Source organism: Candidatus Bathyarchaeota archaeon, from assembly GCA_026014725.1.
Lineage (GTDB): Archaea > Thermoproteota > Bathyarchaeia > Bathyarchaeales > Bathycorpusculaceae > Bathycorpusculum.
This window is the reverse complement of sequence record JAOZHV010000044.1, coordinates 162,082-187,588: the sequence shown is the minus strand read 5'-3', so window position 1 is coordinate 187,588 and position 25,507 is coordinate 162,082. Positions and strand designations below refer to the sequence as shown.

The following is a 25,507-nucleotide window of genomic DNA, read 5'->3' as shown; positions in this document are numbered from 1 at the left end:
TTACCTCCCAAATTCACTCATCAATAACTCTTCCATGCTCAGAACCTTTTTGTCAGGGGCTGGTTCTACTTCGGCGGGAGTTCCCTTAAATGAGGGCATGCCGATGCTGGTGGTTTTGTCGCTGCATACAGCATTTGCCCATGGTCCGTAGGGAATGTAAATCAAGCCAGGTGTTGCGGCGCGAGGATATTTAACTGCTTTGAGTACAACTGAGCCGTTAGCAGTGGTTACCAAAACGTTAGTGTTATTTTTTACTCCAAGCTTCCGCATATCCTCTGCATCCATATAACACATTGAACATGCATCAAAGTATTCTTTGGAGCTTTTTCCTTTCTCTTTGCCGACACCCTGCTCTATCGTGCGACCTGTAAGCAAAGTTACCTTTAACTTTTGCTCTTCCATGATTCCCGACCTTACAATTGTAGTTTATGTAGTTATATTTAAGAGTAAGTTCAAGAAAACTGTAAAATTCAAGGTTAAAGAGAGAGGAATTTAGAAGAAAGTTTTTTGATAGTTAAATATTGTCAAGTGGACTTTGCTCAAACCAAACGAGCTATGTATCAGTGAAAGTGGATTTATTATTTCAGTTTGGCGTGTTTTGCTTGGAAAGCAGTGTTGTAAGTTCTCTTGTTGCGCCTATCTATAGAGTAGCTGACGTCAGAGGGAAAAGTCACTCCTGACAGCCGTCTAAATCCCGCATAAAAGTCCTCTACGGAATCGTCAAACCAGCATACAACATACTTGCTGTCTGATTTAACAGCATCAACGTCGCCCATTAAACAGAAAAAGTCACTTATGGCACCACTAAACCCTTCGCTTTCCGATTTGGAAACGGTTAGTTTTTGAGCTTTTATGACCGCGAAAGCTTCTGTTTCGGGCTGTTCATCGTTTTCTCTATACAGAGACAATACAGGCTTTTTCCAAACAATTTGTTCAGACAAAACATTTTCCTCAATTAAGCTAGTTTAAGAGAATTATTTAACGGTATTGCACTTGAATCATGTCGGGTTTTTGTTATGTAGTTAGCCGTTTTCAGTTTCTTTTTCTGGGCACTTATTTTCTTTTTCCCTGACAAGGTTGCATACGTAGCTTGCGCAATCGGCAAAGATCACACAATGGAACGCTGTGTATGAGATGCCTGTTTTAAGCCAGAAGATGACCACTCCTCCAAGCAAACCAACTGACGCTGCTACGGCTGGAAGAATCCCTAAAGCTGTGTAGAGTGCTGTAGTGACTATTTGGGCGTATCCTGCGAAGGCGTATCCTTGGGCTTCAATGTTGCCTGCGATGGAACGCACAATTATCACTTTATCTGCTGGAACAAAGAACCCCAGTGATACAAAGACAAGGTAGAGCGTTAAGATTTCAAACGCCCAAGCAAAAAAAGACAGCGCCATCGGCTTCACAAGCATCCGTGGGTTTTCAATTAGGATTTTCATGCCATCATGATAATCATCCAAAAGCTTGTTGGCTGCGCTCTCAAATTTTAATAGGTTCACTCTGTTTCGAGTTAAGCGTGCAGTGCCGCGTATGAATAGATTAACTATCCGCTTTGCGCCATCGGGTCTAAAGCTAACAATCATCAAGATAATCAATGGCAGTGTAAGAAGAAGCATGATTCCGCCTATGCCGATAAAAATAGCACCTTCCAACGTGTAGTTTAGCAAAAGCAGAACTAAACCCAAAACCATGTTTCCTAAATTGAAAATCGCTTCATACATATTTTTTGCAACAACTGAAGCAACTGCTCTGCCACTGTCAATGTCTGGTTCTCTGCCCAAAAGATACGCTTTGAACAAGTCGCCAGACCACCCTCCAGGAATGAGGTTGTCTACAAAAATACCCAGCCAATACAATATGTAGGTTCGACGAAAACTCAGTTTAATGTTAACGAAATTTAAGAGCTGAAACCAAACGAGAGTATGAAGGGTAATGGAGATTATTACTGCCGCAATTGCGAAGAGGTACACGGCCAAGTTTACCTTTAGTAGGGCTTCCGCTATATCCCAGATACCTACGAAGTAGAGTAGGTAAATGATAAGTGCCGCGTAGCCTATAGCAGCTGAGATTAGAATCCATTTTTTGACAGAAAGGGGAACGGGTGTTTGAGCCATAGACATGCGGTTGTTTTCCGATTAGAATAATGTGTGATACTATTTCAGCTTTCGCTCTGATTAATAAGAAGTGATTTGTGTGGGTAGCTAGAGCTGGATTGTTCCAGCAACTCGGAGTTTAGCGCCCTCAAGATACATAAGCACTGCTTTATCGTTTGGACGATAAACTAGTGGTTTATCCAATGCTAAGGTTAGGGTGGGTTTTCTCCAGTCGCCTGAATCCTCGATAGCTTCCACTTTTGCAGTTATGAATTGTGCCCAGTGACCAAGATGCACGACCATGCCCTGCTTTATCGGCGTCTGCCAATACTTAACCAGCGAAGCCGCAACTTTCAGAACCGTCTCAGCCTTAACTGAAGAATCGTTTGTCAAAACAGCTCCACGGTCTAAATCTTCAACAGAAACGTTTTTGAGTGCCAGTCCAACGCGGGCGCCTTCGCTTGCAAAGTCAAATTCATCGTCGTGCTTTTGGATGGAGCGAACCTGCGCTGTTTTTGCCGCGGGAAAAACGGTGAGGGCAGCGTGTTTTTGGATGACGCCGTTTACGACTATGCCAAGTATTACGGTGCCGACCCCTTTTACGTTGAAAGCATGGTCTACTGGAACTGTGCCAATTGCTTGTTGCTCAGCCTGTGGTTCGGTTGGTTTTTGCTGTGCGACTTCCTGTAAGAGTTGCTCTCTTAGGAAGTTGGGGTCATCATTTATGATTTCGAATTTTTCTAAGCTTGTTCCCTGTATGAGAGGTTGGATTTTTTCTTTGGGAATGTAGTTTCTCAAGACAAAGTAGCCGCTTTGAATCCCTGAGCACTGAAGCATGACGAGGATTTCGCCTAAGATTGCGTTTAGCTCATCTACGATGATTATTGCTTTTTTTGATAATGAAACAGCATAGAACAATGGAGCTAACCGTTCAGGGTACCGTGAAGGCTCGAGAAAAGTTACCGTGTCTTCGCCCCTCTTTAAGTTGTAGAATGTTATGTCTGTGGCTGTTCCTTTTTTACCGAGATTGGTGCCGTAGTCAAGAGCGCCCAAGATGGCTACTGTGATATTTCCCATGTTATCATGCCTTAGTTTTCCGCAGTGAAAGGCGGGCTTGAAGATAAGTTTTGCTAAGGCGATTGGGTGTTTTTAAGATAGAAACCGTGAAAGTGGGCGGATATATCAATACTAATCAATAAGCATCGATAATGTTAAATACTTAACAATATTATATCAACAATAGGCGATACCCTTGAAGGTCACTCTAACCGTAAAGGCAGACGAACTCAAACTTGCACAGTTACTCTCAAAGTTCGCCGAGAAATACCGCATGACTTACAAGCTAAACAGAAAACCCAACGGCTACCAGCTCGAAGTGGAACTAAACAGTGAAGACTTTGGAGAATTCATAAGACGATTAAACCACCTAAAAGACACAACCTACAACATTGAAGAAATGCGAGGCGGCGGCTTGCTTGACCGCTTCAACGTAAGCCTGCTAAGAACAAACGTGGATGCCTTAGTTGGCAAGGAGGCAACAGCAAAAACAGATGTGGACGTAATCGATGGCGGCATAGTCAAGATAGGTGGAGAGCTTTGGATGGCTAAACCTGATGATTGCAAAGTTATTAAAGAAGGGTCTAAGGTAAGGGTGATTCGGGTAGAAGGGGTTAGCCTTATAGTGGAAGGAGAAACTGAGAAAGAATGTACGAGTTAGAAATAACAATAATTGGCGTAACCATAACAGCAGTAGTACTGCTCTTATTATCAATGTCCGTAAAAAAAGTCAATCAATACGAAAAGGGCTTAGTGGAAAGATTCAACGCTTACGAAAAAACCGTTGAGCCTGGACTACGCTTGATAACACCATTCATTGAAAGAATTCTCCGTGTGAACATGCGAGAGCAAGTCATAGATGTGCCGCCTCAAGAGATTATCACCGAAGACAACGTCGTCGTAACAATTGACGCTGTAATCTACTATCAAGTGGTTGATGCAAGACGAGCTATCTATGAAGTAGAAGACTTCGAGCTAGCCATAGTAAAACTAGCGCAAACAACACTCAGAAACATAGTCGGCGAAATGAGCCTTGACGTATGTTTAACATCCAGAGAAAAAATTAACGTTGAACTCAGAAGCGTCCTTGATCAAGCTACAGATAAATGGGGCACAAAAGTAAACCGCATCGAACTACAAAGAATCGACCCCCCACACGATATACAAACAGCCATGCACAAGCAAAAAACAGCTGAACAGGAAAGACGCCAACTACGCTTACTAGCCACAGGAAGAAAAGAAGCAGCCGAACAAGAAAAACAAGCAGCCATACTCAAAGCACAAGGTGAAAAGCAAGCCGCAATCCTCAGCGCTGAAGGCGAAGCAAAAGCTGTTGAACTAGTTGCAGAGGCACAAGCAAAAGCAGTTAAAGTTGTGTCAGAAGCAGCAAACGCCTACTTTAAAGAGAACGCGCAACTAAACAAAAAACTCGACGTTGTCCGCGATACATTCTCGCAACAAACTAAGCTTATCGTTCCAGCGACATCAGACATCTTAAACGTAATCGGGCTTGAAGGCGCCACAGTGCTACCAGTAAAAACGGAGCAAAAACAAGGCCAATCAGCGACAAGTAGGTAAAAAGCGGGTGATAGCTTGGCTTCAGTCACAGTCTTCCCCGCAATTACCATCGTCTTATTTGGCATAGTAGCCTTGATTGCAGTTGCGATAATATTAAGCAATGAAAGAAGAAAACTCGGTCTAAGACCAAGGTATACAAGCGTTATCGGCAACGTCAGGTACAGGTCAGGTGAATTCAGCAAGCAAATGGAACTTGACATGAGACTGCCGTATCGGCGTTTCAAGCAACTCTATCCTTACAGCACTTGGAGCTATGAAGAATACAAGAAAATGCAAAAGCAAACAGCGTTCAGACGCTCAACTAGTTCACAGGACAACAAGAGAATGGTGCGATAAATAGGACGGCAAACAACCTCTTTTCTTCTAATTTAAGAAAACAAACAGGCATTAAAACAGTAATTTGGAATTTTACATGCAATCATTATTTGACGAAAGGTTCTTAGGTGCAAGGGAAAATCCCAAGAAACGGGAATTGAAAGTAGGCATTTTGTTTTGTAATCTTTTTGTTGGATATGTTGCGTACATTTGCTGCTGTGGTGGCATTTACCACTGCATTTTTTCGTTTTTACAGTTTGCCCTGTCATGGTTGTTTGTTGGTTGTTTAGAATAAGAGCGTTATGTAGCTTTTTGTTATAGAATATAATTCTATTTAAAAATAGCTTACTACCCACCGCCGATCTCTTACACGAAAAAAGTTCAAAAGCCAAGAAAGATTTCACCTGAAATTCTTTGACATTCACAAGAACCCAAAATTACGTAAGAGATATAGAAATACCCTAAAGTAAGCCCTATTTTTAAAATGCGTGCATATTGCGGTATCTTAGCGTGTTTTACGATAAGTGTCTTTAGCTGAAAATATTAAACATCTGAAAAAAGTGAAACCATTTATTGATAAATATGTTCAAAAATTAAAAAGAAGAGTTGAATCTTATGTATTTTGATATGCTGATTGCATATCGGGCGTGTAACCGCCTAGCCCTAAGTGAAGGGCCAAAAGAGGACAGAAAAAAGGTAAAGCAAAACCAATTTAGAGGAAGAAAAATGATGAAACAATCGATAGCCAGCCTTCTTATTGCTATAATGGTAACGGTTATCTTAACGATGCCAAACCTACAAACGGTACTTGCACAACAACATCATATTGATGGAGAAGATCTTGGATATAATGAATCGATAAGCCTAGGCTATAATCCCTGGTACTGCGAATGCAACCATCTTATTTGGGAAGCTGATCCAGAAGACAGCGAGGCAGGACTTGGCGTAGACGCAAGATACTGTCTTGTTGGATATCCACAAAATCCCATGTTTGACTGGGCACGATGGTGTTTCGAAGGTGAATGCGGTATAGAGCTCGATATGTACAATGTCTTGATCATTGACCCCTGCGTTAATGGCAACGACCACCATTATTACTATTACTACTGTGCGCAAGATTGGGGTCCACCACCATGGAACCCACCACCACCTTATTCCTGTTATTATCATTACTATGAAGTAGCAGCCTCTATGGATCCCTGCTATTCTGTTGAAGGACTCACAGCACAATGTTTCTATGCCAATGACAACCCGTGGGAGAATTGGTATGTACAAGCATTTACTCAGAATCCGCCATATGATCCTTACGGTTATGGTTGGGGCTACTTAAGTGCACACTGGTAACAGGGAGATGTGAAAGTTTGACAGAGCATAGAATAGAAAATAAAAAAAGCCTATGCGATACTTTGTGCTACAGTTATTACAATCTTGTTTATACCGATGCTTTCCATGTTATCTGCTTCTACCCAGCTTCCAGACACAAATAGCACTTCTCAATCAGGACTACCAATAGCCACTGTGGTTACATCCGTCGCCAAAAAGTCAGCTGGACCGGAATCTCAGTTCCAGGTTGGTATAGCATATGCTTATGTCGGTCCGCCACCATCCGATAAAATCTCTTATTATGATCCTAAACACAATGTCACAATGATTCACGCCAGTAAATACCCATCGGCAGTTTACTTGAACTTCACACGTGCTCCCTCTATCCAAATTAAGTCTTGCGACGCCGTTATTGAGGTGTACGGTATACAAGTTGCCACTGACACAGGAATAACTGAGTATCATGCATGGAGTGCTGGAATCAATTATACTTCATTTACCTTAGATCAACAAATGACTTTGGTTCAATATTCAAACGAAATAATAGATAAGAATCGCTATCGAAGCAGTGGTGGTACCTTCAGCTATAATTGGACAGACAATGATTGCCGCTTAAGCAAAAAAATAGGTTCTGTGGGTATTTACACAGGGTATCGCCCTAACAAATATATTGATACCAGCTTATTGAGCGCAGGTGCACCAAACTCAATCTCAGTTACTATCTATAGGCTTGGATACTTAACGATGTCAAATGGCTCGATCACAGTATACAAAGAATCAATAACAGACAAACCATTAGCTGAGGCTCAACTGAATAAGTATGAAGACGGCTTTATATACAATAAAATACTTCCAGCGGAACAGTTAGCGGAAGTTGATCTATTTCATCCCATACGATAAAGCATTCGAAGAAACAATCCCCCTTTTTTATTTCGAGAAATAAACTAAAGAAAGCACTAATTGCAAAAAGCTTATCTCATCAAATAAATTAATATTTAATACATGAGTCCTTTAGGCAAAGGATTAACATTAGTGCTTATAGTCATCCTATTAACCATGACACAGCATTTACCAATAACTAATGCACAGATTACAAGTTCTTTTGGCCGAGGATATTATGGAGCAAATTCTCCTGTTAACTACTGTTCCTTCAATCTAACAATGAATAGCCCAAACAATCAAACGGTCTACAGCAAAATAATGCCTCTTAATTTCAGCATAAAATGGATGCAATACCCAAAGTTTCTTTTGCCGATTCCTTTAAACGGATATTATGCTTATAGTATAGATAACGGTCCTTTTGTTAGACTTCTACCTACGCCATCTGCAAGCGACTCCATTGTGGGTTCAAAAGACAATTTCTTAATCAATCCGTCTTTTGCATATACAGTGGATATTTCTCACCTGAAGCCTGGATACCATGATATTGTAATAAATGCAAGCCTTTACCATCATAATAACTTTCCTCCTGAACACTTTTATTTCAATATTACAACCTATCCCTATGTATTTTCAGTCGAAGAACAAACTATCCCATTGACATCCTCACCCACACCCTTTTCTCCGATGGACCCAATTCCAGTAGGGGTTATCATAATAGCAGTTACTTTCATAGTTTTTACTATTATAACTATAGCTTTGTTCTTGCGAAGACAACAACAAAAATTAGTGCGCAAGAGTCCGACGTGCGGTTTAACAAATTAAGCCTCGAATTATTCATTTTCTATAGCTTTACATGAATCTCAAATTGGCCTTAGAAGACATCCAACCGATAACTCATCATCCAAGTGAACGTATTCGTTATAATCCTCTACTCCGTTCAGCCCAAAACAATCTATGCTAGCTAAGTACCGTTTACCTGTTTAAAGTAAATGTGTTAAAATTCAATTAAACGTTTTCTTATGGTTAGATTACTGTCTTTTGCTTCCCAGATATATTTGAATGCTAACGGCTCGTCATCAGGAACAACAGCCAAAAATGGTTCGGGTGCCATCTCCATAGTAGCATAAACAGCTAGTGTAGTAGCCCAGAACACATCATCATGATACCCTGCAGATGACAAAAGGCATATCTCTTGCACGTTGAATCACTAAAAGGGCTTTGGTTTGTGCAGTCTTATCGCTGGTTGTCTTATGCACTCAGTAACTTCAGTGCTCGGTTGAAAATAGCCGTGCTCTGTCAGATAGAAAATGACAATTGAGTAATCACCAGCCAAAGAACAATCAATTTCCTTTTTTCCCATTTCAAGAAAAGCATAAAATCTGCGATGACCATCCAGTACAGCATACAAATCTTTTCTTGGATGCTTAACCACTATAAGGGGTTTAATTTTTTCATCGTTGACGATTTTTGCTTGTAGAGCTCGACTCCTCGCCTCGAAACCTTTTTGTCAGCAACAATCTTCCGCGTTAATTTTGCTCTCTCCATTGATTAGCTTAGTTACTTCATCCTTGACCGCAGAAAAGCCCATAAAAAACCTCTATAGTAGCATTAAGAAGTCTTGTGGAAAAATAATTAAGGCTTAGCTTCCCCGTTTAACTACCACTCTACTATGGTTCTCTTTTTTGAAGTTTAGAGTATTTGCAGATTTAAAATAGAGGAATAGCCATTGTACATCCTGCCCATTTTTAGTCATTTGGTTTAAAGTTTTTTTATGTATTGGTCTGAATAGACTTGTGTGAAATCGGTGAGGTTAGAGTTTGTGTACAGTCTATAGATCATTGTTTGTTTCCCTAAGTCTGTATATGCTGGATTTGAGAATTTATCATCACCAGCATACCAAAAATCTGATGCATGGTCAGTCGAATTTAATCCTGCGAAGTGGAATATCCGATGACTTTTACTACTCACATCCTCAAACGTAACAATTAGGTAATCAGCGGAATACTTTTGCATGATGCTCTTTGTTGTGCTTTCATCCGTTGTCGTTAGAGTGGTTGCTACATCAGCAATTCTTTCATGTGGATCAACTTCCAAGTTTGGAGAACCAACTACGCTAAAAAGAGCTTGCTCCGATGGATTCTTGCTCATTGACTCTCTTTCTCCAACAGCTACTATCAAATGACCATAATCCCACCAATTCAAAAAAACAGCATTTTCAGGCGTGTTACTTTTAATCCAAGCCATTGAATTCTTTAAGTAAGTGCTATAATATCCAAGATGCTCAACGCCGTCTGTTGTGTAAATGAGATCGCCAGCTTCAAAACCACTTGGTGCAAGGGAAAATCCCAAGAAACGGGAATTGAAAGTGTACGATAAGACCAGAACCCGTGACGAAAGGTTCTTAAGTAATTGGGTATTCATCTAAACGGCAATAACGGCGAAAAATCGCCAATTCAGGTAACGACCAGCTTTTAACAGAAAGGCGGTCTGACGAACTGAAAAAGGTTAAAATAGTCGGATGAAGAGGTGAAAAGGTATGGAAAACATTTACGCAGCAATGCTCCTTCACAAGGCAGGAAAAGAAATTAACGAAGATTCCGTAACAAACGTTCTCAAAGCAGCAGGAATCAATGTTGACGCAGTTCAAGTTAAAGCACTCGTAGCTTCACTTAGCGAAGTAAACATTGATGAGGCAATCAAAGCCGCGCCAACCATGATGGCAGCCGCTCCAGTAGCAGCAGCACCAGCAGCAGGTGCAGAAGCAAAGCCAGCAGCACCAGCAGAAGACAAGAAGAAGAAAGCTGAAGATGAAAAAGCCAAAGAAGAAGCAGCGCTAGAAGGATTAGGCGCCCTATTCGGGTAAAATAAGCCTCTCTCTATTTTTAACCATTTTTCCCAAAAAATCTTTTAACTTATTCAATCAAGGCTGAATTATCAGGTTGTATTGTCATTTGCTCACTGAGTCGCGGAATCTGTCTTCTGTTCGTTAGCAAGTAATATGCCGCGACGGGCAACCAACCACTGATTATGCACACGGTTGCTGGGAACCCGCCAATCTTGAAGAACGCTGTTATCTCAGGCAGGTACGCTTCCCAAATTCCAAAAGCAACAGTCATCGCCACAGCGGAGATGATACCTGCTTTTTTGCCGAACTTTTTGTATGTTTGAACAGCCAGTATTCCTGCAAAGAAGAAGTCGCCAAGCCCAAGCCCTCTGAAAGCGATAGCGCCTGTTTGCGTTAAAAGAATAGGGATGTTTGGCAAGTAAATCAGAACTGGCAAACCAAGCCCTGTGAAAGTTTGGGCTGCCGCAACCATTGGCCCAGTGAAAACCAGTATAATATCAAGCATTGTTAAGAGCACAGCAAAAATGCCGACTGTTTTCCAATTAAACATTGATGAAAGATACATGATAATTAGGATTGCGAATGTGAACCCAAAGATGCCCATCAAAACAGGGAACCAAACAGAGGCAGTTCCACCGTAGACAACGTTAAAGAATACGAATAGGAGCACGAACAATGCAGGCGGTTGGGCAGCAATGTACCATCGCTCTTTAAAAACGGCTTTTTTCTGCTCAAAAACAACAACAGCAAAACAGCCTACTGCTAGAACAAAGAACGCGCCTGCCCTAATGATAGTGTATGCGTCAGTGAATGAACCAATGAGGCTTACTGACCCAGCAATTAAGCTTGCTATACCGAAGCCGACCGACAGCAACTGTGCACGTCGCTTTCGCAGGTTTGAGAACACGAATGAAAAAGTGAATAGGAGCGTGGCGTATGAGGAGAGGAAAATCACCATAAGCACGTTGGAGAAGACTTCTCCGGGGCTGATTATTGTAGTGTAAGCTATGACTGAAATTACAATGGCGATAAATACTATAAGGAGCACTACGTCTCGTGTTTTGAACTCTTTCTGCTCAACCGTCGCCATCAGTTTGCCTTCCGCTCGCTTGTTTAAGAACATGGCAACTAGTACCACAAACAGCAACGCAGCTGGCATAGCGAGATCAAGAGTCGGCATGTCCAGCACAATACCCAAATGAAACATTTATTTCTTTACCAAAAACTCCCTGAAAACAAGCAGAAAAGCTCATGAAAAGCTTACGTTAAAAACCGCCAAAGTTGCCAAAAGCGCTTCTTCTGTTCGAACTGTAGCAGTTCCCTGATCAGGTATGGTATTGACTACGAAATCAAAAATGGTGACCAGTTCTTCGCCGTCAGCCCCCACAATTTCATGCAAACCACAAGAGGGAGCGCCAAACGCCACTAAAACACTCTGACTGCCAAGCCATTTCTCTCTAATTTTGTCAGCCACATCAGGGAAGTTATCGCCGACTCTGGCGGTGGCAATTTTCAAATCGAAGCTGTCGTCTTTGACGATTTGCCCAATCGGTCTCCTCTCAATTTTAACCCTGTAGCCCCAGTAGACGGGGACTTCTTCACGATTCACCACCTGAACCTCCACTTTCTCGCCGATGTTGATCACCTGTAAAGTTAAGCGTTCGCCAATGCCAAACTGTTTCTGCCTTAAAAGTGCAGGTTGCTGTACGCCAATCTCTACAAGCAAACCCTCTTTAGTTTCCGACAAGACTATGCCTTCACGGTACTCACCAACTTTGAGATGTTTAGTTTTACCGCTCAAGGGATGATGGGGCGTGCGTAACGGCGGCAGGATTCCAGCGTACTGTAGGTCTGGCTCAATTTTAAAGAGGTTCTTGCGAAGGTACTGAGGCGTCTCAAGATAATTCAGTAGCAATGCGATAAAGCTCATGTCTTTGCGCTGGTCAGCTTTAGGGTTGTCGGGGTAAATTATGATTTCACCAACTCTGAAAATCGCCGCTGAGCGACCAATTAACCCGATTTTGGATGTTTTTTCCCGCAAGTGGGGCGTATCAGATATCACAGATGCAGGGATGGCAATTGAAAGCTTCTTTTTATTCATGACGCTTGCCTCTTAACGTTACCTTGTCTGCGTTGAACTTAAAAGTGGGGGATGAGATATAAAACTGCGGGTTATCGGAGGAACTAAAAAGTGGCAACAGCCATTTTAAACAACATCGAAAAGATTAGAGCGGTTGACAAGAGTGGAATGATAAATTTCTGCGTTAATTCTGCCAAGCACTACCGCGAAGCCGCCGAAATAGCCAAAAAAATCACCGTTAACTATCCTAAGCCTGACAACACCATCATCACTGGGATGGGAGGTTCAGGCATCAGTGGAGACCTCCTAAAAGACTGGGCAAGAAACAAAACAGATGTCCCAATTGAGGTTAACCGCGGATATGAACTGCCCAACTATGCAGGCAAAAACACCCTCGTAGTAATCATGAGCTACTCAGGAGACACTGAAGAATCGCTTAGCGCTTTTCTTGATGCTTTACGGCGCAAGTGCATGGTTTTTTGTATAAGCAGTGGCGGTATACTCCTAAAGTATGCTGAAAAACTTCATGTTCCCTTTGTCCGTGTTGTGGGTGGCATGCCTCCGCGTGCAGCGTTGCCGTATTTGTTTGTTCCTTTGCTGTTTTTTATGGAAAAGGCTGGTTTGGTTTCAGGCGTTTCTGAAGAACTCAACGAAGCGTTGGTGCTTTTAGAAAAAATTAGCAGGGAAAACTCTCCTGAAGTTAAGGATAACTTTGCCAAAACGCTAGCCGTAAACATTGGTAAGACTGCTCCTGTGACTTACGGGTTTGGGTTTTACCGTGGCGTTGCCAAGCGATTTAAGCAACAGTTTAACGAGAACAGTAAATTGCCTGCAAAGGCGGAGGTTTTCTCCGAACTAAACCACAATGAGATTGTCGGTTGGGAGGGCATCGGTGAATTGGGCAAGTGCTTCTCAGTTATCTTTATCCGCGACCAAGATGAGCCTGTGGAAATCAAAAGTCGAATCGAAACAACCAAACAAATCCTAAAGCAAGAAGGCTTGAGGATGTTGGAGATTCAAGCGCAAGGCAAGAGCGCGTTGGCAAGGATGCTCTCGACCATACTCATAGGCGATTTTACAAGCGTGTACTCGGCAGTGCTGCATGGCGTTGACCCTACGCCTGTTAAAACCATCAACCACTTAAAGGACACACTGAATCTCAGCGGGATAAAAGAGAAGATTGGAAGCGAGTTGGAAAAGCTTTAGCTGCGAGCCCATTGAATGGTCAGTTGGCTACCATTTTTCTTTGTGGATTATATCTGAGAGGGGTTTTCGCTTGTCAGTTCCAGCCAGCTTTTTTATTAATTTGCTCTTCAAGCCTGCGTTAGCTGGGTAACCTATAGGAGTCAAAGCGACAACTCGCACGTTTTCAGGAATCCCCAGGGCTTTCCTTACTTTTCCCTCGTCAAATCCACCAATCCAACAGGTTCCTAATCCTAAATCCGTTGCAGCCAAAATCAACTGCTGCATCGAAATGCCCACATCCACAAGGTAGTAGTCCATGCCGTTTCTTGAACCAGAATCTTTAGGGTCAGCACAGGCGACAACAAGGACTGGCGCCTGTTTGAGCCAACCGATAAAGCCGCCTGCTACCTCTTGGATTTTAGCTTTATCCTTAACAACGATGTATCGGCAGCATTGCTTGTTAGCCCATGAAGGCGCAAGCCTTGCAGCCTCCAGTAACTGGGTTAATTTTTCTTCCTCAACTGGTTTATCTGTGTAGTCTCTTACGCTTTTCCTTGCCGTCACAACATCCATAAATTCCATTACTTCACCAACAATTCAGGCATAATAACTTCCTAATAGAAGTATTCTAAATAGAAAAGGTTTCTGAAGAAACAGAAAGAAGAAACTGTTTAAGCAGTGAACTTGGCGAATTCCGCTTCTGCAGCCTCAAGCGAAACCAGCTTGGGTGGATGCTTAAACGCGTAAGCACAAATCGGCTCTATCGCGCCACTCTGCTTTCTGGTTAAAGCCAATTTGGCGGCTCGCACCACATCAAAGAGCACGCTGCCTGCGTTTGGTGCGTCAACGGTTTGAAATTTAAGGTCAATCTTCATGGGTGTGTTGCAGAAGTAGACGCCGCTTATCCAGAAGTAGCTGTCACGCTTGTTCTCTAAGAAGTCAACGTAGTCTGTTGAGCCAGCCACAACTTCAGTTTTATACGGCAATGAGGAAGCTACTGATTCGGTTTTGATTGCCCGTTTAGTATCCCGCGTGCGGTCAAGGGTGTCAATAGATTCAGTTCCGCCGCCAACGTCAAGCTGGTAGGTTTCGTCTATTTTCACGCCGTTGTCTGAGAGCAGTTTGAGCAGTGTCTTGTGCAGCGCGGTTGAGCCTACTTGGTCAACAAGGTCATCGCCGACGAGTGGCAGGTCTGCCGCTTCGAAGCGTTTTGCCCATGCGGGGTCGCTTGCGATAAAGTTTGGTGTGGCGTTAACGAAGGCACATCCTGCTGTGAGGGCTTGTTGGGCGTACCATTCTGTCGCCTGTGAGGCTCCGCTTGGAAGCAAATTAATCACAATTTCAGCACCTGAGGCTTTCAGGACTTTCGCTACGTCAGCGTCTGGTGCGTTGCTGATTTGGATTATCTTTTTGGTTGATTCGCCTACGCCGTCCAAGAGTGGCCCTTTGTTGACTTTAACGTTCAGGCTGGGTACGTCGCATACTTTTGGAGCGTTGTTTGGCTTTGCAAAAATGGCTTGTGAGAGGTCTAATCCAACTTTACGCGCGTCTACGTCGAAGGCTGCAACCACTTCGATGTCTTTTGGGCTTAGCCCTGCCAGAGTAGGGTTGCGCAGTCCCACATAATCTTGCGCTTTTGTGTAGTACTGGATTCCTTGGATGAAGGATGAGGCGCAGTTTCCAACGCCGATTAATGCAACTTTAACTTTGGGCATTTGTGGCACCTTGCTTGGCAATGGTATTTGCTGTTGCCTTATAAAAAGCTACGCTGGATTTCTGCGGTTACATCAGCGTTGTACATTCAAGGTTTAAAACAGTACCTTCCCCATTGCGGCCACTGCTGAGGCGTGCTACACGAAGCGAAGTCTACAGTTAGTTCCATGCCGATTTTTAACTGCTCCTGAGTTACGCCCTGTATCATACCGGGAATTTTTAAGCCGTTTTCTAGCTCCACGATGCCAACGGCGTATGGTGTCAGGGTTTGGAATTGTTGTGGTGCAACATGAATTACGGTGTAGGTGAGCAGTTTGCCCTTTCCAGAAACTTGTATCCAGTCGAATTGTTGTGAGAAGCAGTTGTCGCATAATGGTCGTGGTGGCAGATGGATTTTGCCGCATTTCTGGCATTTTGCCGCCATCAGCTTGCCATCTTGCAAAAACTTGTAGAACTGCTCTATGATGAAAGGCTCTTGAGTGCTCATTATGCGTCTCTCCTGTAAATGTGCACCGCTGCGGTGGCGCCTGAACCGCCCACGTTATGAGTTAAGCCGACTTTAGCGTCTTTTACTTGGCGGTTTCCCGCTTGACCAGTAAGCTGCAAGTAAATCTCATAAGCTTGTGCTGTGCCTGTTGCGCCTACTGGGTGACCTTTGGCTTTTAAGCCGCCGCTAGTGTTAACTGGGATTCGCCCACCCAATTTGGTTTCGCCGCTTTCGATGAGTTTTCCGCCTTCACCCTCTTTGCAGAAGCCAAGGTCTTCGTAGTCCATGAGTTCTGCGAAAGTGAAACAATCGTGCACCTCAGCTAGGTCCACTTGCTGTGGGGTAATTTGTGCCATTTCGTAGGCTGTTTTCGCCGCCAGCCTTGATGATGCCAGCGAAGTGAGGCTTTTGCGTTCATAGAGTCCTATGGTGTCGCTTGCTTGTCCACTGCCAACAATATGCACTGGCTGGTCAGTGTATTTGCTTGCGAGTTCAGGTTTAGTTAAAATAATACAGCTTGCCCCATCGGTTATAAGCGAGCAATCGTAGAGTTTTAGTGGCCAAGCAACATAACGCGAAGCCATTACGGTTTCAAGCGTGATTTGTTTTTGCATGTGGGCTTTCGGGTTGAGGCTTCCGTGGTAGTGATTTTTTACTGCGACCAAACCCATCTGCTCTTGGATTGTGCCGTAAGCGTTCATATGCGCGGTCGCCATCAAAGCGAATAAGCCTGGGAAGGTGATTCCGTGCCACTGTTCAAAGGGGTAATCTGACGCCATAGCCAAGTATTCGGTAACCTCAGCCGTGGTGCGGTGAGTCATTTTTTCCACGCCGCCTACTACGACCACATCAGCAAGCCCAGACATAACCGCGTAAATTCCTGTTCGCAGTGCTGCGCCCGATGATGCGCATGCGGCTTCTGTTCGGGTAGCTGGGATACCTGTTAATCCTATCCAGTCAGCGATGGCGCTTCCAGTGTGTCCTTGGTGTTCGTAGGCTTCGCCCATGTGCCCGATGAACATGGCTTTAATGTCTCTTTTTGGCTCCAGTTTGGGGCATCGGCTGAATGCTTCACTGGCTGCTTCTGAGAAGATTTCTCTTGCAAGTAAGCCGTCTCGTTTGCCGAATTTGGACATGCCTGCGCTGATTATGCTGACTAATGGTTTTCCATTCAAACCCAAGTAGCCTCTCTCTTCCTATGTATTGATGGCGCGCTAAAATAAAAACCTGCAAGGTAAAGAGAAAAAGTGCTGAAAAGATTTCATTTTACAATAGCAGATTGAGAGCCGTTGACTAGGGCTTTTTCTGGATATTTCGGCGCCTTGTTAAGAGCAACAGCGATAGGGCAATGATTAGAACTAAGAAGACTGCGGTTATTAGTACAGAAGTGGTCATGGGCAGGGAGATTGTATCGCTGTTTGAGTCAATCGGAGTCGCCGTGGCTGTTGGTGTTACAGTTGGACTCATCGTTGAATCTATTGGACAGGTTGGATCAGGTGAAGTTGAGCTTAAAGGCATGGTTATTGTTTGTGTGTTGCTCCAATCGCTTTCCTCGATAGTGGTAAAAACAGCACTTTTATCCCAGGGCCTGTTATAAGGATCGTCAACAAGTGAATAGTAACCGATTAGTGCCTTAACCTGAATGTCAACTATGCCGTTAGGCGATATTCCCCAAGTGCCCTCACCTACAATGAAAGAAACAAAGGTGTTTCCAGAGTCGGAGGATCGGACTATGTCCTCCTTTGGTGCAAAGATAGTGCTCCATTCTTCAAAATTGCCTTTGTGGCGTATTTTATAATACAGTTCCACGTCTTTGCCGTCAGGGTTTTTGTAAGGTGTAAACGGTTGGTTTTTAATCGTAAAATCAAACGTTTTGTTGTCTACACGACCACCAGCCCAAATGAGCATAGTCTGTCCAGTATAGGGGTCTGTTTGATAGGTGGGCGGTTCATCGTAAGAGCGGTCAGTTAGTTGTACAGTGAATTCTGGGATAACTGGTTTTGACTGGGCGAATGCAGATTGTAGGATTGATATGCTGGAAACTGCCAAAATGATTACAAATAGCACTGTAACCGTTTTGCATTTGGTGCCCATGATTAAAGTTGGTTGATGTTTAAGTTATAAGGGTTCTCGTAAAGCTTTCTTGACTGGGTTAAGTCAAATTCTCTTGACAAACCGTCTCTGCGTTAATTTTGACTATCAGTTTGCCTTGAAAAAACCGTTTCACAGAACTGTTTCAAAACTGTTTCAGCCAACTCTCAAACCACCCGCAAGCGCATATGTATTATTGAGGTGAAAAAACAGAATGAATAAAGCAACAGTCATTCTTGCCATCGTTGGAATCGCCCTGCTTGCCACGGCACTAGCAGGCGTAACTTACGCGCAGCTTGCAACACCAAACCATACTGCAACACCTGCCAACCCGTCTGCGGCGCCATGGTGCATTAACGGCAATCCTGATGTCTCTGCGCCCTACTGCTATAACGGCACAAACTCGGCTCCACCGTACTGCTACAACGGCACAAACCAAGGCTCGCCTTACCGCTATAACGAAGGATACGGATTTGGATGCCACGGTTACGGGTACGGAGCGCAAGGCCAAAACCAGTACCAGTACGGGTACGGCGGCATGATGGGCAGATGGAGCATGAATAGCCGCTTCTGGTAAACCAAAAAGAACTCTTGCCACTTTTTTTATCTTTTAAGATAATGCTTGTTTAGCCATCCCTTCTCTTTACTACACACAAGGAGGCTTTGTTTTTGAGGTTACTACGTACATGGAACCCTTGGTTGCACGTAGTAACAGAGCACCCTGGCAAGCACTTATAATGTACGTGGTAGAAACGTAATAGCTAATCAATCTCGCCTAATCGCCTTTAAATAAGGGGGCTATAGCTTCTGAGAACACATAGGAGGCAAAAGAGTTGCAGCTAGAAGAGATGAAAAAAGAAATCGAAAACCTCGTGATAACCAAAGGATTCTACAACAAACCTGAAGACATACCTAAAAAATTACTTTTCGCCTTCATCGAACTCGGCGAAGCCAGTGACGCATGGAAAAAAGGGTTGCCGCAAGAGAAAATCGCTGAAGAACTAATCGATGTCATCTTTTACGTTTTGGACGCAAGCCGATTAGCATGCCCAAACATGAACATGGACGAAGTATTCAAGAAAAAACTTGAAAAAAACCTCAACCGCCCCTTCCAGTACGGTGAAGGACACCGCAACAAAACACCTGAAAAAGTTACCAGATAACTAATGAAGCTTTTATGGCACGACCACACGAATATACGATGTTGACACCAGTGAACTTTACTTATCCTGCAAACATCAGCTTCGAATGCAACAGATGCAGCTTATGCTGTGGTGACACAAAAGAAAAAACAAGACATATTCTGCTCCTGCAGGCTGAAGCAGACCAAATCTCAAAAGCGACTGTCATACCAATCCAAGAATTCTCCACAGAAACAAATAGCAAGCCTTACGTCTTCGAGATGAAAAAGCCCAACCAAGGCAAATGTTTCTTTCTAAAAAACAATCAATGCACAATCTATAACCTAAGACCACTAATCTGCAGGTTTTATCCCTTCGAACTGAAGTATTCAGAAGATAAAGGAAAACATGTTTTCAGTTTCACACTTGAATGCCCAGCAATAAACAAGGGCAAACTAATGACCAAAAAAGACTTCGAAGAACTCTTTTTGCTCGCCCAAGAACGACTAGGCTAGAGTTGCTGTAAAATTTCGGTTTGCTCAAGAGTGAGGCCACAGTAGTGACATTTCAGCAGTAAGGGTTCCTCTTTTTGCACGTAGAACTTGGAGATTACAGGTTCATCACTGTTGCTTACGCAGCAAGGGTTGGTGCATCTAATTATGCCTTCGACGATTTTAGGTAACTTTACCTCTAATTTATCCACAACCGCATAATCATGAATTATATTAATTGATGCATGAGGCGCAACAAGCGCAATCCTATTAACATCGCGCGAACTGAGCGCTCTGCCCTCAATCTTTACAATATCCTTAACCCCAAAACGTTTGCTGGGAACATTGATGGCAATAGTTATAACACGTTTTTCCTTGCCTGTTACCCCCAAAATTTTGACAACATCTAGTGCAAATCCTCCTCGGATGTGATCGATAACTGTGCCATCCTTAATTTTTGAAACCCTCAGCTCGGTAGCATTCATACTCTCGCCACTACAGCTATGCAACTTTAGCAAATAAGATTTTAGTTAAAAAATTACTTATGGGAAATGAAAACGTAAGTCAATAACGGTTGTTCCTGCGAACTTGTCAAAGTATCTAAGGAACGTGCAGTTTTTCAGTCGCCACCCAACAATCAAGTCAAAGGGCAACAAAGGCAAAACCTTTCCGAAATTCCTCACTGCGGCATGGTCATAGGACATTTTCTTCCCATCTGTTCTGACGACCTTTAATCCCATGATGCGTTTGCCTAAGCTTTGTCCGTTAAATCCCTCAAGCAACGTTGAGTAGAGCCAGAGAAGACCAACCGTGATGAAAAGCATGGTGCTGATGCCAGTGCTAAAGAAATCCGCCATAGACAGCGACAGAAGTTGAGGGACAAGAGTAATAGCCAGTGTAATCGCCGCCATCATTGCAAAATCAACGAAAAATGCTGCAATTCTCTTTTTAAAAGGAGCAAGCGGAAGCTGGCTTGCTTTTCCTTGCATATCAGCTACTTCTGCCCAACCTTCAACATCATGGATTACTCTAACTGCACTCTCGCCTGCTCTGCTTAGCTTGTATTTGCCGTTAGGTGTTTGCTCAATGAAAGGTGCTAGTGAGCGAAGGTGGAAACTGAGTTTTCCCGTGTCAACTTTTAGCAGGTTAAGCAGGTCAGTGAACGATGACTCGCCATTTTCACTTAGATCAAGCAGTATTTCTCTTCGCAACGGATGTGATAGTACCGAAAGTACTTTCGAGACGTTTCCTTGATCTACTGCCATGGTGATGCCAAACCATCCGCTTTACTAATTAATGATTCTAATTTATTATACGGTTTTGACATATAGCCCATTACAAAATACCTTCTCCCATATAAGTCCAACCGAAAAAACCCCGATAATACCCACGGGAAACAGTCTTAATAGCTGAAGGCGTTCTATCCATACTGTATGTCAAGTGCTGATCAAGCAGTAAAAATATTTCGCCAACTAGAAAGCGAAGACTTTAGAATTCTCAACATCATCGAAGCCGCAATGAGTAAACGCGAATTCGTCCCAACTGAACAGATACAAAAATACGCAAAAGTTCCCATGGAACGCATACATTTCACCCTTGGAAAACTAAACAAGCTTGGGTTAATCTACCAAACAAAAGGCGCCTACATTGGACATACTTTGAACTATGCAGGATATGACTGTCTAGCAATAAATGCCCTATTCAAGGCTGGAGTAATTGCATCTTTTGGGCAACCATTAGGTGTAGGAAAAGAAGCTGATGTTTACGATGCATTGAGCCCATCGGGAACGCGTATAGCCGTAAAATTTCACAGGTTGGGCAGAGTCAGTTTTAGGCAAACCAGACGCAAAAGAGGCTACATACGCGAACACTCCACATGGCTTTTTCAATCGCACTTAGCTGCAGAGAAAGAATTTCAAGCCATGAAGTTAGTTTACGAAAAAGGTGTTGCAGTGCCTGAGCCGATAAGTCAAAACCGTCATGTTATAGCTATGGGGATGATTGAGGGCGGAGAACTATCTAAATACAAAGACATAGGCGAGCCCGAGAAAGTTCTAAAAGAAATACTGCAAAACGTTAGAAAAGCTTACTTGAAAGCCCATGTTATCCACGCAGACCTCAGCGAATTCAACATAATCCTCAAGCCTGATGGGCACATTCTCATCATTGATTGGCCGCAATATGTTAAAACAGATCACATCAACGCTGGTGAATTGTTGGAGCGTGACTTAAAGAATGTGCTTGCTTTTTTTAGGCGGAAATTTGACATAAAATTGGCTATTGAAGAAGCCTGTGCTTATGTGACTGGAGAAAATCTAAGCTTGCCGTTTTAGTGCTTGTTGGCATCCAGCACTATGTAGAGGATGTTGTTTCCGCGAAGCAACACGTTGCCATAGTTAGTCATTAGTTGGTCTTCTTTGCATTCTGTTGCGCCTTCCAAGAGGAGATTCATGTGGCCATCGCATTTTATCATTTTTCCCTTGTATTCGTAGCCGTTTTTTAAAACAACTTCGATGTTTCCGTGCAATTGTTTGATCAGTACATTCAACGGTTTTTTACTTGGTTCCATCATCATAGCCGTGTCCTCGTAATATTAGTGTAATATCCAAAACCCTGAATGCCATATAAAAGTCTTGTGAAAAAGATGGCTTCTCTAATTTGATAGAGAAGCATATTAAACGATGAAGAGGGGGTTATTTGAGAAAATCAAGCAGTAAACTTGGCTTTTTGGAAACAAAAAAGTAGTAAATAAGAAAGGATTAGAGTTTAGCCAGTATTGATAATGCTGCAACCACCAGGAAGGCCACGCCAGTCCAGAATAGGTCACCTGATGTGAGGAAATAAACTATGATGGCAACGATTATTGCGGGAATCAGCACTAAGAACAGTTTTATGAGGACTATTATTATCAAGCCAATGATGACCAAGACGATTAGGAATGTTAGATCAAGTCCGCCAAGACCTAAACTGTCAAGAATTGAATAAACTATAGCCATTAAAAGCATTAAGTTCATGCTTTCTCCTCAAGAAAAAACTGGAGTAAGAAGGTAATATATTTTTCCTATCAACTTAGGGCTCAATAGTTTAGTTAATTTTTGATTTTACTTTCGGGATAACTTCTTTTTGACTCTGAACAATTCCAAGGTTAGTTATTCTGTACTTATCGGCAGCCGTTCTTGCCACAAAATCGTTTTTTATCAATTCGCCCAGACGAGTGCTGGTAATTTTGCCGCTTTTGCCAAGTTTTGCTTGTAGTTCCTCTTTTGAAAGAGAATCGTTGTTTACTAAACATAGTTTGTTTCCAAGAAAGTGAGCTGTAAGCCAAATCATTAAAGTCTCATTATCAGTTAACTTATTTTTAGGCGCAAGCAAACTGATGCCGCCATCTGAGAAGGCAATTATGCCCTGCAGGTCTTTTGCAAGCTGTTGCAGGTCAATGTTGAGGGTGAGTTTTTGGGCGATTTCAAAAGAAGGGATGAGTTCTTTGAAGAATTTGTTTAGTAGAAGCCATGCTTCTTGGGGTTCAGCGGTGAACTGTTGTTCAGTGTCTTTGTATTTTATTTGAACGTTGACTTTTGGAGTTTTTTCGGTCAACTCATTTTGCCTCTGAGTTTGGTGAGGACTTCTTCTTCGACCCATTTCTCGCCTTGAATCGTAAGTTTAAACTCGGGTTTGTTTGGGTCTGGTTTGAAAACTTGTCCGCGTTTAGTCATTTCGTTTAGTCTTGCAGGAACCATACTTTTTATGCCGCTGGATTCGAGCAGTTTCTGGATTTGGGCTGCTGTGTTTTTGCGGTCGTCTGAGGCGTATAGAACTAAACCTACGGCTTCGTAGTGGGTTAGGTTTTCTCGTGTGACTATGACTGGTCCTTCTGTTGTGGGTTCAATGATGCCTTTGAGTTGTGCTCCTGAAGGTGTTAGTCTGTTGGATACGAAGTCGGATAGTTTTTCTACAAAGTTTTCAGGCATGCCTTCTAGCATTTCGAGGATTTCTTGTGGATTTTCGCCTTGGATCACAACTTCTCCGAAGCCTGTTTTGATGTGTGCTTCGATGCGTTTCATTTGGCATAGACCTCCGTTATATGCTATAGTCTGTGGTGAAGCCTTTTAGGATTTGTGGCTGAGGGGCTTGTCTGTTGCTTGTTCTGAGTTATTTTTTTGGTGATTTTTCTGTTTAGTAGTTGTTGAAAGGCGATTTGTTTGTACAACATCGACTTTGGTTTGTGAGGATTGGCATTGTTTTTGGTTTGGGGTTTGGTTTTTCTTGTTTCTAAAGTGATTGTTGCTCTGCGTTAGACCCTATCCCCCTATAAAAAGAACTGAATTTTCGGCATGCTATTGGCTTGAGAAACCGCCACTAGCACCTACCCCCTATAGGTTTCAACATAGAACCACTAATAGCATCCAAATATGCTGTATAATTTAGCTAATCGTTGATGGTGATTTATTTTCAGAAAATGATGTTGCTTCAAAAAAGTATGAGGTTTAGTTTTCTAGTTGTTTCTCAAGTTTAATGATGGTTCCGTTCTTGCCCAGTCTGAGTTGTTTTTCACCCTTAAACGTAGCCACGTGCGCACCCTTGACTTCGATGCAGTCGCCAACGGACACGGCGTTTACTTGGTTGTCCCAGAGGCAAAGCAGAACCTGTCCTGTTTCATCACCAATTAGCGCGTTAGAAACCAAGGCGTTATCCCTAAACTGCGTGTGAACTTTAGATGGTTCAGAAGTCTCCAGCACCTCCGCATGCACATTTACTTTTTTCATGCCTGACCGCAAATCACCTATCTTTATATGTGACGGTTCAGGAGTCTGTTTAGCGATTTCTTTTTGGACTCTGCCGCTGTCGAGCCAGTTATCAAAAGAAACATCCTTACTTGCCAATGTTTGTTCAGGTACTCTAAATTGTGCAACAACTTTCCCGTCTCGTGTTATCAAAAATATAGCTTGCTCATTCATGTTTCCACGGTATTCAACCGTTAAATCTAGACACCTAGCTTTACCGTGGTTTTTTGCCTCTATTAACGCATTAAACAACTCCGCTGGGTAGATGTCATTCTGAGCGGCAATAATTGAAAGTTGATCTTCCAATGTTGGTTTTTTTGACTTGATTTTAACTACCCTCCTTCTTAATCTAGCGAATTACCTCGAAAAAAGCAAACTGATAAGTCAAAATTTACTTTTTCTTGATTAATTCCGACAACTCATTATTTATGACATGTTGACTATATAGGTGTAACTGCAAGAAAACGACTTTTTCAACATGCAAACACGATATATGGTTCGTGAATCCAAAAAGGAAAAAGACTAGACTATATAATAGTATGTGGATTGCTTTCGTAAATAATGCGCTTTTGGGACAAAGTAATGACAGAACTCAAGGAATTAACAAAAGTTGAACTGAAAAACCTCGATAAATGCTTCTACCCCGAAATTAACGTAACCAAAGGCCAAGTAATTGAATACTACATTAAAATCGCTCCGAAATTATTGCCAATCATAGCAAACAGGCCGCTCGTCTTGACTCGATACCCTGAGGGCGCACAAGACCCTGAACTAGGCAAAACTAGTTTCTTTGAAAAGAACGCTCCTGAAGGCACCCCTGACTGGGTAAAAACAACAACGATTTACTCGCCAACTTCAAAACGGGATGTCGACTACATCGTTTGTAACGACCTTGACACGCTCATCTGGCTTGCAAACATGGCAGCCCTAGAAATCCACATGCCCTTCTCCCAGATAAACAACTTAGACCACCCTGATTTTTTGTTTTTTGACGTTGACCCTGAACCGCCAGCCACATTAAGCGACGCAGCAGAAGTCGCACTTTTACTAAAAGACAAACTAAACGATTTAGGACTCACACCCTTCATAAAAACCTCAGGCAAAAAAGGCTTACACGTAATTACCCCAATCGTGCCCGAACACACGTTTGAAAAAACCAGAGCATTTGTTCATGAAATCGGAAAAGCCCTGGCAAAAGAAAACGACATAGTGGTTTCTGAATTCAAAGACACCAAGAAACCAGGCAAGGTTTTCACCGATTACCTGCAGAACTCACCTTTAAGGACAATGGTGGTACCCTACAGCCTCCGACCTACGCCTCAGGCCACAGTTTCAACGCCTTTGGAGTGGAGTGAAGTTAAGAAAGGGATAAACCCCACGGACTACAACATTTTCAGTGTAGTTAAGCGAAAAGTCAATCCATGGGAGAATATTTTTGAAAAAAGATGTAAACTGGAGATATAGTT

General features: G+C 42.8%; 33 protein-coding genes. 13 read left to right on the top strand and 20 right to left on the bottom strand.

Annotated elements, in window-relative coordinates:
- The 4 genes from NWE95_08470 to NWE95_08455 all read right to left on the bottom strand — a co-directional run bounded on the left by NWE95_08470 (nt 1) and on the right by NWE95_08455 (nt 3,170).
- Nucleotides 1–402: a molybdopterin dinucleotide-binding protein gene (locus tag NWE95_08470; protein MCW4003929.1), complete on the bottom strand. Its 402-nt coding sequence runs from the start codon at nt 400–402 to the stop codon at nt 1–3.
- A 176-nt stretch (nt 403–578) separates the two neighbouring features.
- The gene (locus tag NWE95_08465; GenBank protein ID MCW4003928.1) at nt 579–941 is read right to left on the bottom strand and encodes a hypothetical protein; all 363 of its coding nucleotides are present in this window, start codon (nt 939–941) and stop codon (nt 579–581) included.
- An 81-nt stretch (nt 942–1,022) separates the two neighbouring features.
- On the bottom strand, nt 1,023–2,114 hold the full coding sequence (locus NWE95_08460) for a flippase-like domain-containing protein (protein ID MCW4003927.1): 1,092 nt from the start codon (nt 2,112–2,114) through the stop codon (nt 1,023–1,025).
- Between the two features lie 87 nt (nt 2,115–2,201).
- Nucleotides 2,202–3,170, bottom strand: a complete 969-nt coding sequence (locus NWE95_08455) for an EF-Tu/IF-2/RF-3 family GTPase (GenBank protein ID MCW4003926.1) — start codon at nt 3,168–3,170, stop codon at nt 2,202–2,204.
- A gap of 175 nt (nt 3,171–3,345) precedes the next feature.
- On the opposite strand from NWE95_08455, the gene NWE95_08450 reads away from it, so the two are divergent.
- From NWE95_08450 to NWE95_08425, 6 genes are all read left to right on the top strand, one after another.
- Nucleotides 3,346–3,810: an NfeD family protein gene (locus NWE95_08450; protein MCW4003925.1), complete on the top strand. Its 465-nt coding sequence runs from the start codon at nt 3,346–3,348 to the stop codon at nt 3,808–3,810.
- Entirely contained in the window at nt 3,798–4,727 is a 930-nt protein-coding gene (locus NWE95_08445) for a paraslipin (protein MCW4003924.1), read from the top strand. Before NWE95_08450 ends, NWE95_08445 begins: the two co-directional genes overlap by 13 nt.
- A 15-nt stretch (nt 4,728–4,742) precedes the next feature.
- Entirely contained in the window at nt 4,743–5,063 is a 321-nt protein-coding gene (locus tag NWE95_08440) for a hypothetical protein (protein MCW4003923.1), read from the top strand.
- Between the two features lie 705 nt (nt 5,064–5,768).
- The gene (locus NWE95_08435) at nt 5,769–6,386 is read left to right on the top strand and encodes a hypothetical protein (GenBank protein MCW4003922.1); all 618 of its coding nucleotides are present in this window, start codon (nt 5,769–5,771) and stop codon (nt 6,384–6,386) included.
- 84 nt (nt 6,387–6,470) lie between these two features.
- A complete protein-coding gene (locus tag NWE95_08430) occupies nt 6,471–7,265 on the top strand; it encodes a hypothetical protein (GenBank protein ID MCW4003921.1) in 795 nt (264 codons plus the stop codon).
- Between the two features lie 132 nt (nt 7,266–7,397).
- Nucleotides 7,398–8,069: a hypothetical protein gene (locus NWE95_08425; protein ID MCW4003920.1), complete on the top strand. Its 672-nt coding sequence runs from the start codon at nt 7,398–7,400 to the stop codon at nt 8,067–8,069.
- Between the two features lie 172 nt (nt 8,070–8,241).
- Here NWE95_08425 and NWE95_08420 read toward each other — a convergent pair whose 3' ends face one another.
- The gene (locus NWE95_08420; GenBank protein MCW4003919.1) at nt 8,242–8,445 is read right to left on the bottom strand and encodes a hypothetical protein; all 204 of its coding nucleotides are present in this window, start codon (nt 8,443–8,445) and stop codon (nt 8,242–8,244) included.
- A gap of 560 nt (nt 8,446–9,005) precedes the next feature.
- On the bottom strand, nt 9,006–9,668 hold the full coding sequence (locus NWE95_08415) for a hypothetical protein (protein MCW4003918.1): 663 nt from the start codon (nt 9,666–9,668) through the stop codon (nt 9,006–9,008).
- Between the two features lie 115 nt (nt 9,669–9,783).
- On the opposite strand from NWE95_08415, the gene rpl12p reads away from it, so the two are divergent.
- Nucleotides 9,784–10,110: a 50S ribosomal protein P1 gene (rpl12p, locus tag NWE95_08410; GenBank protein ID MCW4003917.1), complete on the top strand. Its 327-nt coding sequence runs from the start codon at nt 9,784–9,786 to the stop codon at nt 10,108–10,110.
- Nucleotides 10,111–10,159: 49 nt separating this feature from the next.
- Here the strand turns inward: rpl12p and NWE95_08405 are convergent, their stop codons facing one another.
- Complete coding sequence (locus tag NWE95_08405) at nt 10,160–11,272, bottom strand: hypothetical protein (protein ID MCW4003916.1); 1,113 nt, start codon at nt 11,270–11,272, stop codon at nt 10,160–10,162.
- 69 nt (nt 11,273–11,341) lie between these two features.
- The gene (locus NWE95_08400; protein MCW4003915.1) at nt 11,342–12,193 is read right to left on the bottom strand and encodes an RNA methyltransferase; all 852 of its coding nucleotides are present in this window, start codon (nt 12,191–12,193) and stop codon (nt 11,342–11,344) included.
- A 90-nt stretch (nt 12,194–12,283) separates the two neighbouring features.
- Between NWE95_08400 and NWE95_08395 the strand changes: the two genes are divergently transcribed.
- On the top strand, nt 12,284–13,378 hold the full coding sequence (locus NWE95_08395) for a bifunctional phosphoglucose/phosphomannose isomerase (GenBank protein MCW4003914.1): 1,095 nt from the start codon (nt 12,284–12,286) through the stop codon (nt 13,376–13,378).
- 27 nt (nt 13,379–13,405) lie between these two features.
- On the opposite strand, the gene NWE95_08390 is transcribed toward NWE95_08395, so the two are convergent.
- From NWE95_08390 to NWE95_08370, 5 genes are all read right to left on the bottom strand, one after another.
- A complete protein-coding gene (locus NWE95_08390) occupies nt 13,406–13,939 on the bottom strand; it encodes a nitroreductase family protein (GenBank protein MCW4003913.1) in 534 nt (177 codons plus the stop codon).
- A gap of 89 nt (nt 13,940–14,028) precedes the next feature.
- The gene (locus NWE95_08385; GenBank protein ID MCW4003912.1) at nt 14,029–15,072 is read right to left on the bottom strand and encodes an inositol-3-phosphate synthase; all 1,044 of its coding nucleotides are present in this window, start codon (nt 15,070–15,072) and stop codon (nt 14,029–14,031) included.
- 86 nt (nt 15,073–15,158) lie between these two features.
- Nucleotides 15,159–15,557 carry a Zn-ribbon domain-containing OB-fold protein gene (locus NWE95_08380; protein MCW4003911.1) on the bottom strand — a complete coding sequence of 133 codons (399 nt, stop codon included), beginning with the start codon at nt 15,555–15,557 and terminating at the stop codon, nt 15,159–15,161.
- Nucleotides 15,557–16,732, bottom strand: a complete 1,176-nt coding sequence (locus NWE95_08375; GenBank protein ID MCW4003910.1) for a thiolase domain-containing protein — start codon at nt 16,730–16,732, stop codon at nt 15,557–15,559. The genes NWE95_08380 and NWE95_08375 overlap by 1 nt, the downstream gene beginning before the upstream one ends.
- 118 nt (nt 16,733–16,850) lie before the next feature.
- The gene (locus NWE95_08370; protein MCW4003909.1) at nt 16,851–17,651 is read right to left on the bottom strand and encodes a hypothetical protein; all 801 of its coding nucleotides are present in this window, start codon (nt 17,649–17,651) and stop codon (nt 16,851–16,853) included.
- A 211-nt stretch (nt 17,652–17,862) separates the two neighbouring features.
- Here NWE95_08370 and NWE95_08365 point away from each other — a divergent pair, with 211 nt between their 5' ends.
- The 3 genes from NWE95_08365 to NWE95_08355 all read left to right on the top strand — a co-directional run bounded on the left by NWE95_08365 (nt 17,863) and on the right by NWE95_08355 (nt 19,284).
- The gene (locus tag NWE95_08365; protein ID MCW4003908.1) at nt 17,863–18,225 is read left to right on the top strand and encodes a hypothetical protein; all 363 of its coding nucleotides are present in this window, start codon (nt 17,863–17,865) and stop codon (nt 18,223–18,225) included.
- Between the two features lie 256 nt (nt 18,226–18,481).
- Entirely contained in the window at nt 18,482–18,811 is a 330-nt protein-coding gene (locus NWE95_08360; GenBank protein MCW4003907.1) for a hypothetical protein, read from the top strand.
- A 14-nt stretch (nt 18,812–18,825) separates the two neighbouring features.
- Complete coding sequence (locus NWE95_08355) at nt 18,826–19,284, top strand: YkgJ family cysteine cluster protein (GenBank protein MCW4003906.1); 459 nt, start codon at nt 18,826–18,828, stop codon at nt 19,282–19,284.
- Here the strand turns inward: NWE95_08355 and pyrI are convergent.
- Nucleotides 19,281–19,745, bottom strand: a complete 465-nt coding sequence (gene pyrI, locus NWE95_08350; GenBank protein MCW4003905.1) for an aspartate carbamoyltransferase regulatory subunit — start codon at nt 19,743–19,745, stop codon at nt 19,281–19,283. The two genes, NWE95_08355 and pyrI, sit on opposite strands and share 4 nt — an antisense overlap.
- Before the next feature lie 57 nt (nt 19,746–19,802).
- Nucleotides 19,803–20,525, bottom strand: a complete 723-nt coding sequence (locus tag NWE95_08345; protein ID MCW4003904.1) for an RDD family protein — start codon at nt 20,523–20,525, stop codon at nt 19,803–19,805.
- A gap of 168 nt (nt 20,526–20,693) precedes the next feature.
- Here NWE95_08345 and NWE95_08340 point away from each other — a divergent pair, with 168 nt between their 5' ends.
- Complete coding sequence (locus tag NWE95_08340) at nt 20,694–21,593, top strand: AarF/UbiB family protein (protein MCW4003903.1); 900 nt, start codon at nt 20,694–20,696, stop codon at nt 21,591–21,593.
- Here NWE95_08340 and NWE95_08335 read toward each other — a convergent pair.
- The 5 genes from NWE95_08335 to NWE95_08315 all read right to left on the bottom strand — a co-directional run bounded on the left by NWE95_08335 (nt 21,590) and on the right by NWE95_08315 (nt 24,347).
- Nucleotides 21,590–21,835: a ribonucleoprotein gene (locus NWE95_08335; GenBank protein MCW4003902.1), complete on the bottom strand. Its 246-nt coding sequence runs from the start codon at nt 21,833–21,835 to the stop codon at nt 21,590–21,592. The genes NWE95_08340 and NWE95_08335 overlap by 4 nt on opposite strands.
- 184 nt (nt 21,836–22,019) lie before the next feature.
- The gene (locus NWE95_08330; protein ID MCW4003901.1) at nt 22,020–22,274 is read right to left on the bottom strand and encodes a hypothetical protein; all 255 of its coding nucleotides are present in this window, start codon (nt 22,272–22,274) and stop codon (nt 22,020–22,022) included.
- A 70-nt stretch (nt 22,275–22,344) separates the two neighbouring features.
- Nucleotides 22,345–22,854, bottom strand: a complete 510-nt coding sequence (locus NWE95_08325) for a hypothetical protein (GenBank protein MCW4003900.1) — start codon at nt 22,852–22,854, stop codon at nt 22,345–22,347.
- Nucleotides 22,851–23,321: a hypothetical protein gene (locus tag NWE95_08320; protein MCW4003899.1), complete on the bottom strand. Its 471-nt coding sequence runs from the start codon at nt 23,319–23,321 to the stop codon at nt 22,851–22,853. The genes NWE95_08325 and NWE95_08320 overlap by 4 nt, the downstream gene beginning before the upstream one ends.
- Before the next feature lie 423 nt (nt 23,322–23,744).
- Nucleotides 23,745–24,347, bottom strand: a complete 603-nt coding sequence (locus NWE95_08315) for a hypothetical protein (GenBank protein ID MCW4003898.1) — start codon at nt 24,345–24,347, stop codon at nt 23,745–23,747.
- A 276-nt stretch (nt 24,348–24,623) separates the two neighbouring features.
- Between NWE95_08315 and ligD the strand changes: the two genes are divergently transcribed.
- On the top strand, nt 24,624–25,505 hold the full coding sequence (gene ligD / locus NWE95_08310) for a non-homologous end-joining DNA ligase (protein MCW4003897.1): 882 nt from the start codon (nt 24,624–24,626) through the stop codon (nt 25,503–25,505).
- Nucleotides 25,506–25,507 lie beyond the last annotated feature (2 nt).

What these genes read in the sequence shown, in the direction of transcription:
- NWE95_08415 (MCW4003918.1), bottom strand. Translation starts at nt 9,668, where the DNA reads ATGAATACCCAATTACTTAAGAACCTTTCGTCACGGGTTCTGGTCTTA.
- NWE95_08435 (MCW4003922.1), top strand. Translation starts at nt 5,769, where the DNA reads ATGATGAAACAATCGATAGCCAGCCTTCTTATTGCTATAATGGTAACG.
- NWE95_08400 (MCW4003915.1), bottom strand. Translation starts at nt 12,193, where the DNA reads ATGAATAAAAAGAAGCTTTCAATTGCCATCCCTGCATCTGTGATATCT.
- NWE95_08340 (MCW4003903.1), top strand. Translation starts at nt 20,694, where the DNA reads ATGTCAAGTGCTGATCAAGCAGTAAAAATATTTCGCCAACTAGAAAGC.
- NWE95_08320 (MCW4003899.1), bottom strand. Translation starts at nt 23,321, where the DNA reads ATGAAACGCATCGAAGCACACATCAAAACAGGCTTCGGAGAAGTTGTG.
- NWE95_08455 (MCW4003926.1), bottom strand. Translation starts at nt 3,170, where the DNA reads ATGGGAAATATCACAGTAGCCATCTTGGGCGCTCTTGACTACGGCACC.
- NWE95_08365 (MCW4003908.1), top strand. Translation starts at nt 17,863, where the DNA reads ATGAATAAAGCAACAGTCATTCTTGCCATCGTTGGAATCGCCCTGCTT.
- pyrI (MCW4003905.1), bottom strand. Translation starts at nt 19,745, where the DNA reads ATGAATGCTACCGAGCTGAGGGTTTCAAAAATTAAGGATGGCACAGTT.
- NWE95_08460 (MCW4003927.1), bottom strand. Translation starts at nt 2,114, where the DNA reads ATGGCTCAAACACCCGTTCCCCTTTCTGTCAAAAAATGGATTCTAATC.
- NWE95_08335 (MCW4003902.1), bottom strand. Translation starts at nt 21,835, where the DNA reads ATGATGATGGAACCAAGTAAAAAACCGTTGAATGTACTGATCAAACAA.
- ligD (MCW4003897.1), top strand. Translation starts at nt 24,624, where the DNA reads ATGACAGAACTCAAGGAATTAACAAAAGTTGAACTGAAAAACCTCGAT.
- NWE95_08405 (MCW4003916.1), bottom strand. Translation starts at nt 11,272, where the DNA reads ATGCCGACTCTTGATCTCGCTATGCCAGCTGCGTTGCTGTTTGTGGTA.
- NWE95_08470 (MCW4003929.1), bottom strand. Translation starts at nt 402, where the DNA reads ATGGAAGAGCAAAAGTTAAAGGTAACTTTGCTTACAGGTCGCACGATA.
- NWE95_08390 (MCW4003913.1), bottom strand. Translation starts at nt 13,939, where the DNA reads ATGGAATTTATGGATGTTGTGACGGCAAGGAAAAGCGTAAGAGACTAC.
- NWE95_08330 (MCW4003901.1), bottom strand. Translation starts at nt 22,274, where the DNA reads ATGAACTTAATGCTTTTAATGGCTATAGTTTATTCAATTCTTGACAGT.
- NWE95_08370 (MCW4003909.1), bottom strand. Translation starts at nt 17,651, where the DNA reads ATGGGCACCAAATGCAAAACGGTTACAGTGCTATTTGTAATCATTTTG.
- rpl12p (MCW4003917.1), top strand. Translation starts at nt 9,784, where the DNA reads ATGGAAAACATTTACGCAGCAATGCTCCTTCACAAGGCAGGAAAAGAA.
- NWE95_08380 (MCW4003911.1), bottom strand. Translation starts at nt 15,557, where the DNA reads ATGAGCACTCAAGAGCCTTTCATCATAGAGCAGTTCTACAAGTTTTTG.
- NWE95_08355 (MCW4003906.1), top strand. Translation starts at nt 18,826, where the DNA reads ATGGCACGACCACACGAATATACGATGTTGACACCAGTGAACTTTACT.
- NWE95_08345 (MCW4003904.1), bottom strand. Translation starts at nt 20,525, where the DNA reads ATGGCAGTAGATCAAGGAAACGTCTCGAAAGTACTTTCGGTACTATCA.
- NWE95_08385 (MCW4003912.1), bottom strand. Translation starts at nt 15,072, where the DNA reads ATGCCCAAAGTTAAAGTTGCATTAATCGGCGTTGGAAACTGCGCCTCA.
- NWE95_08445 (MCW4003924.1), top strand. Translation starts at nt 3,798, where the DNA reads ATGTACGAGTTAGAAATAACAATAATTGGCGTAACCATAACAGCAGTA.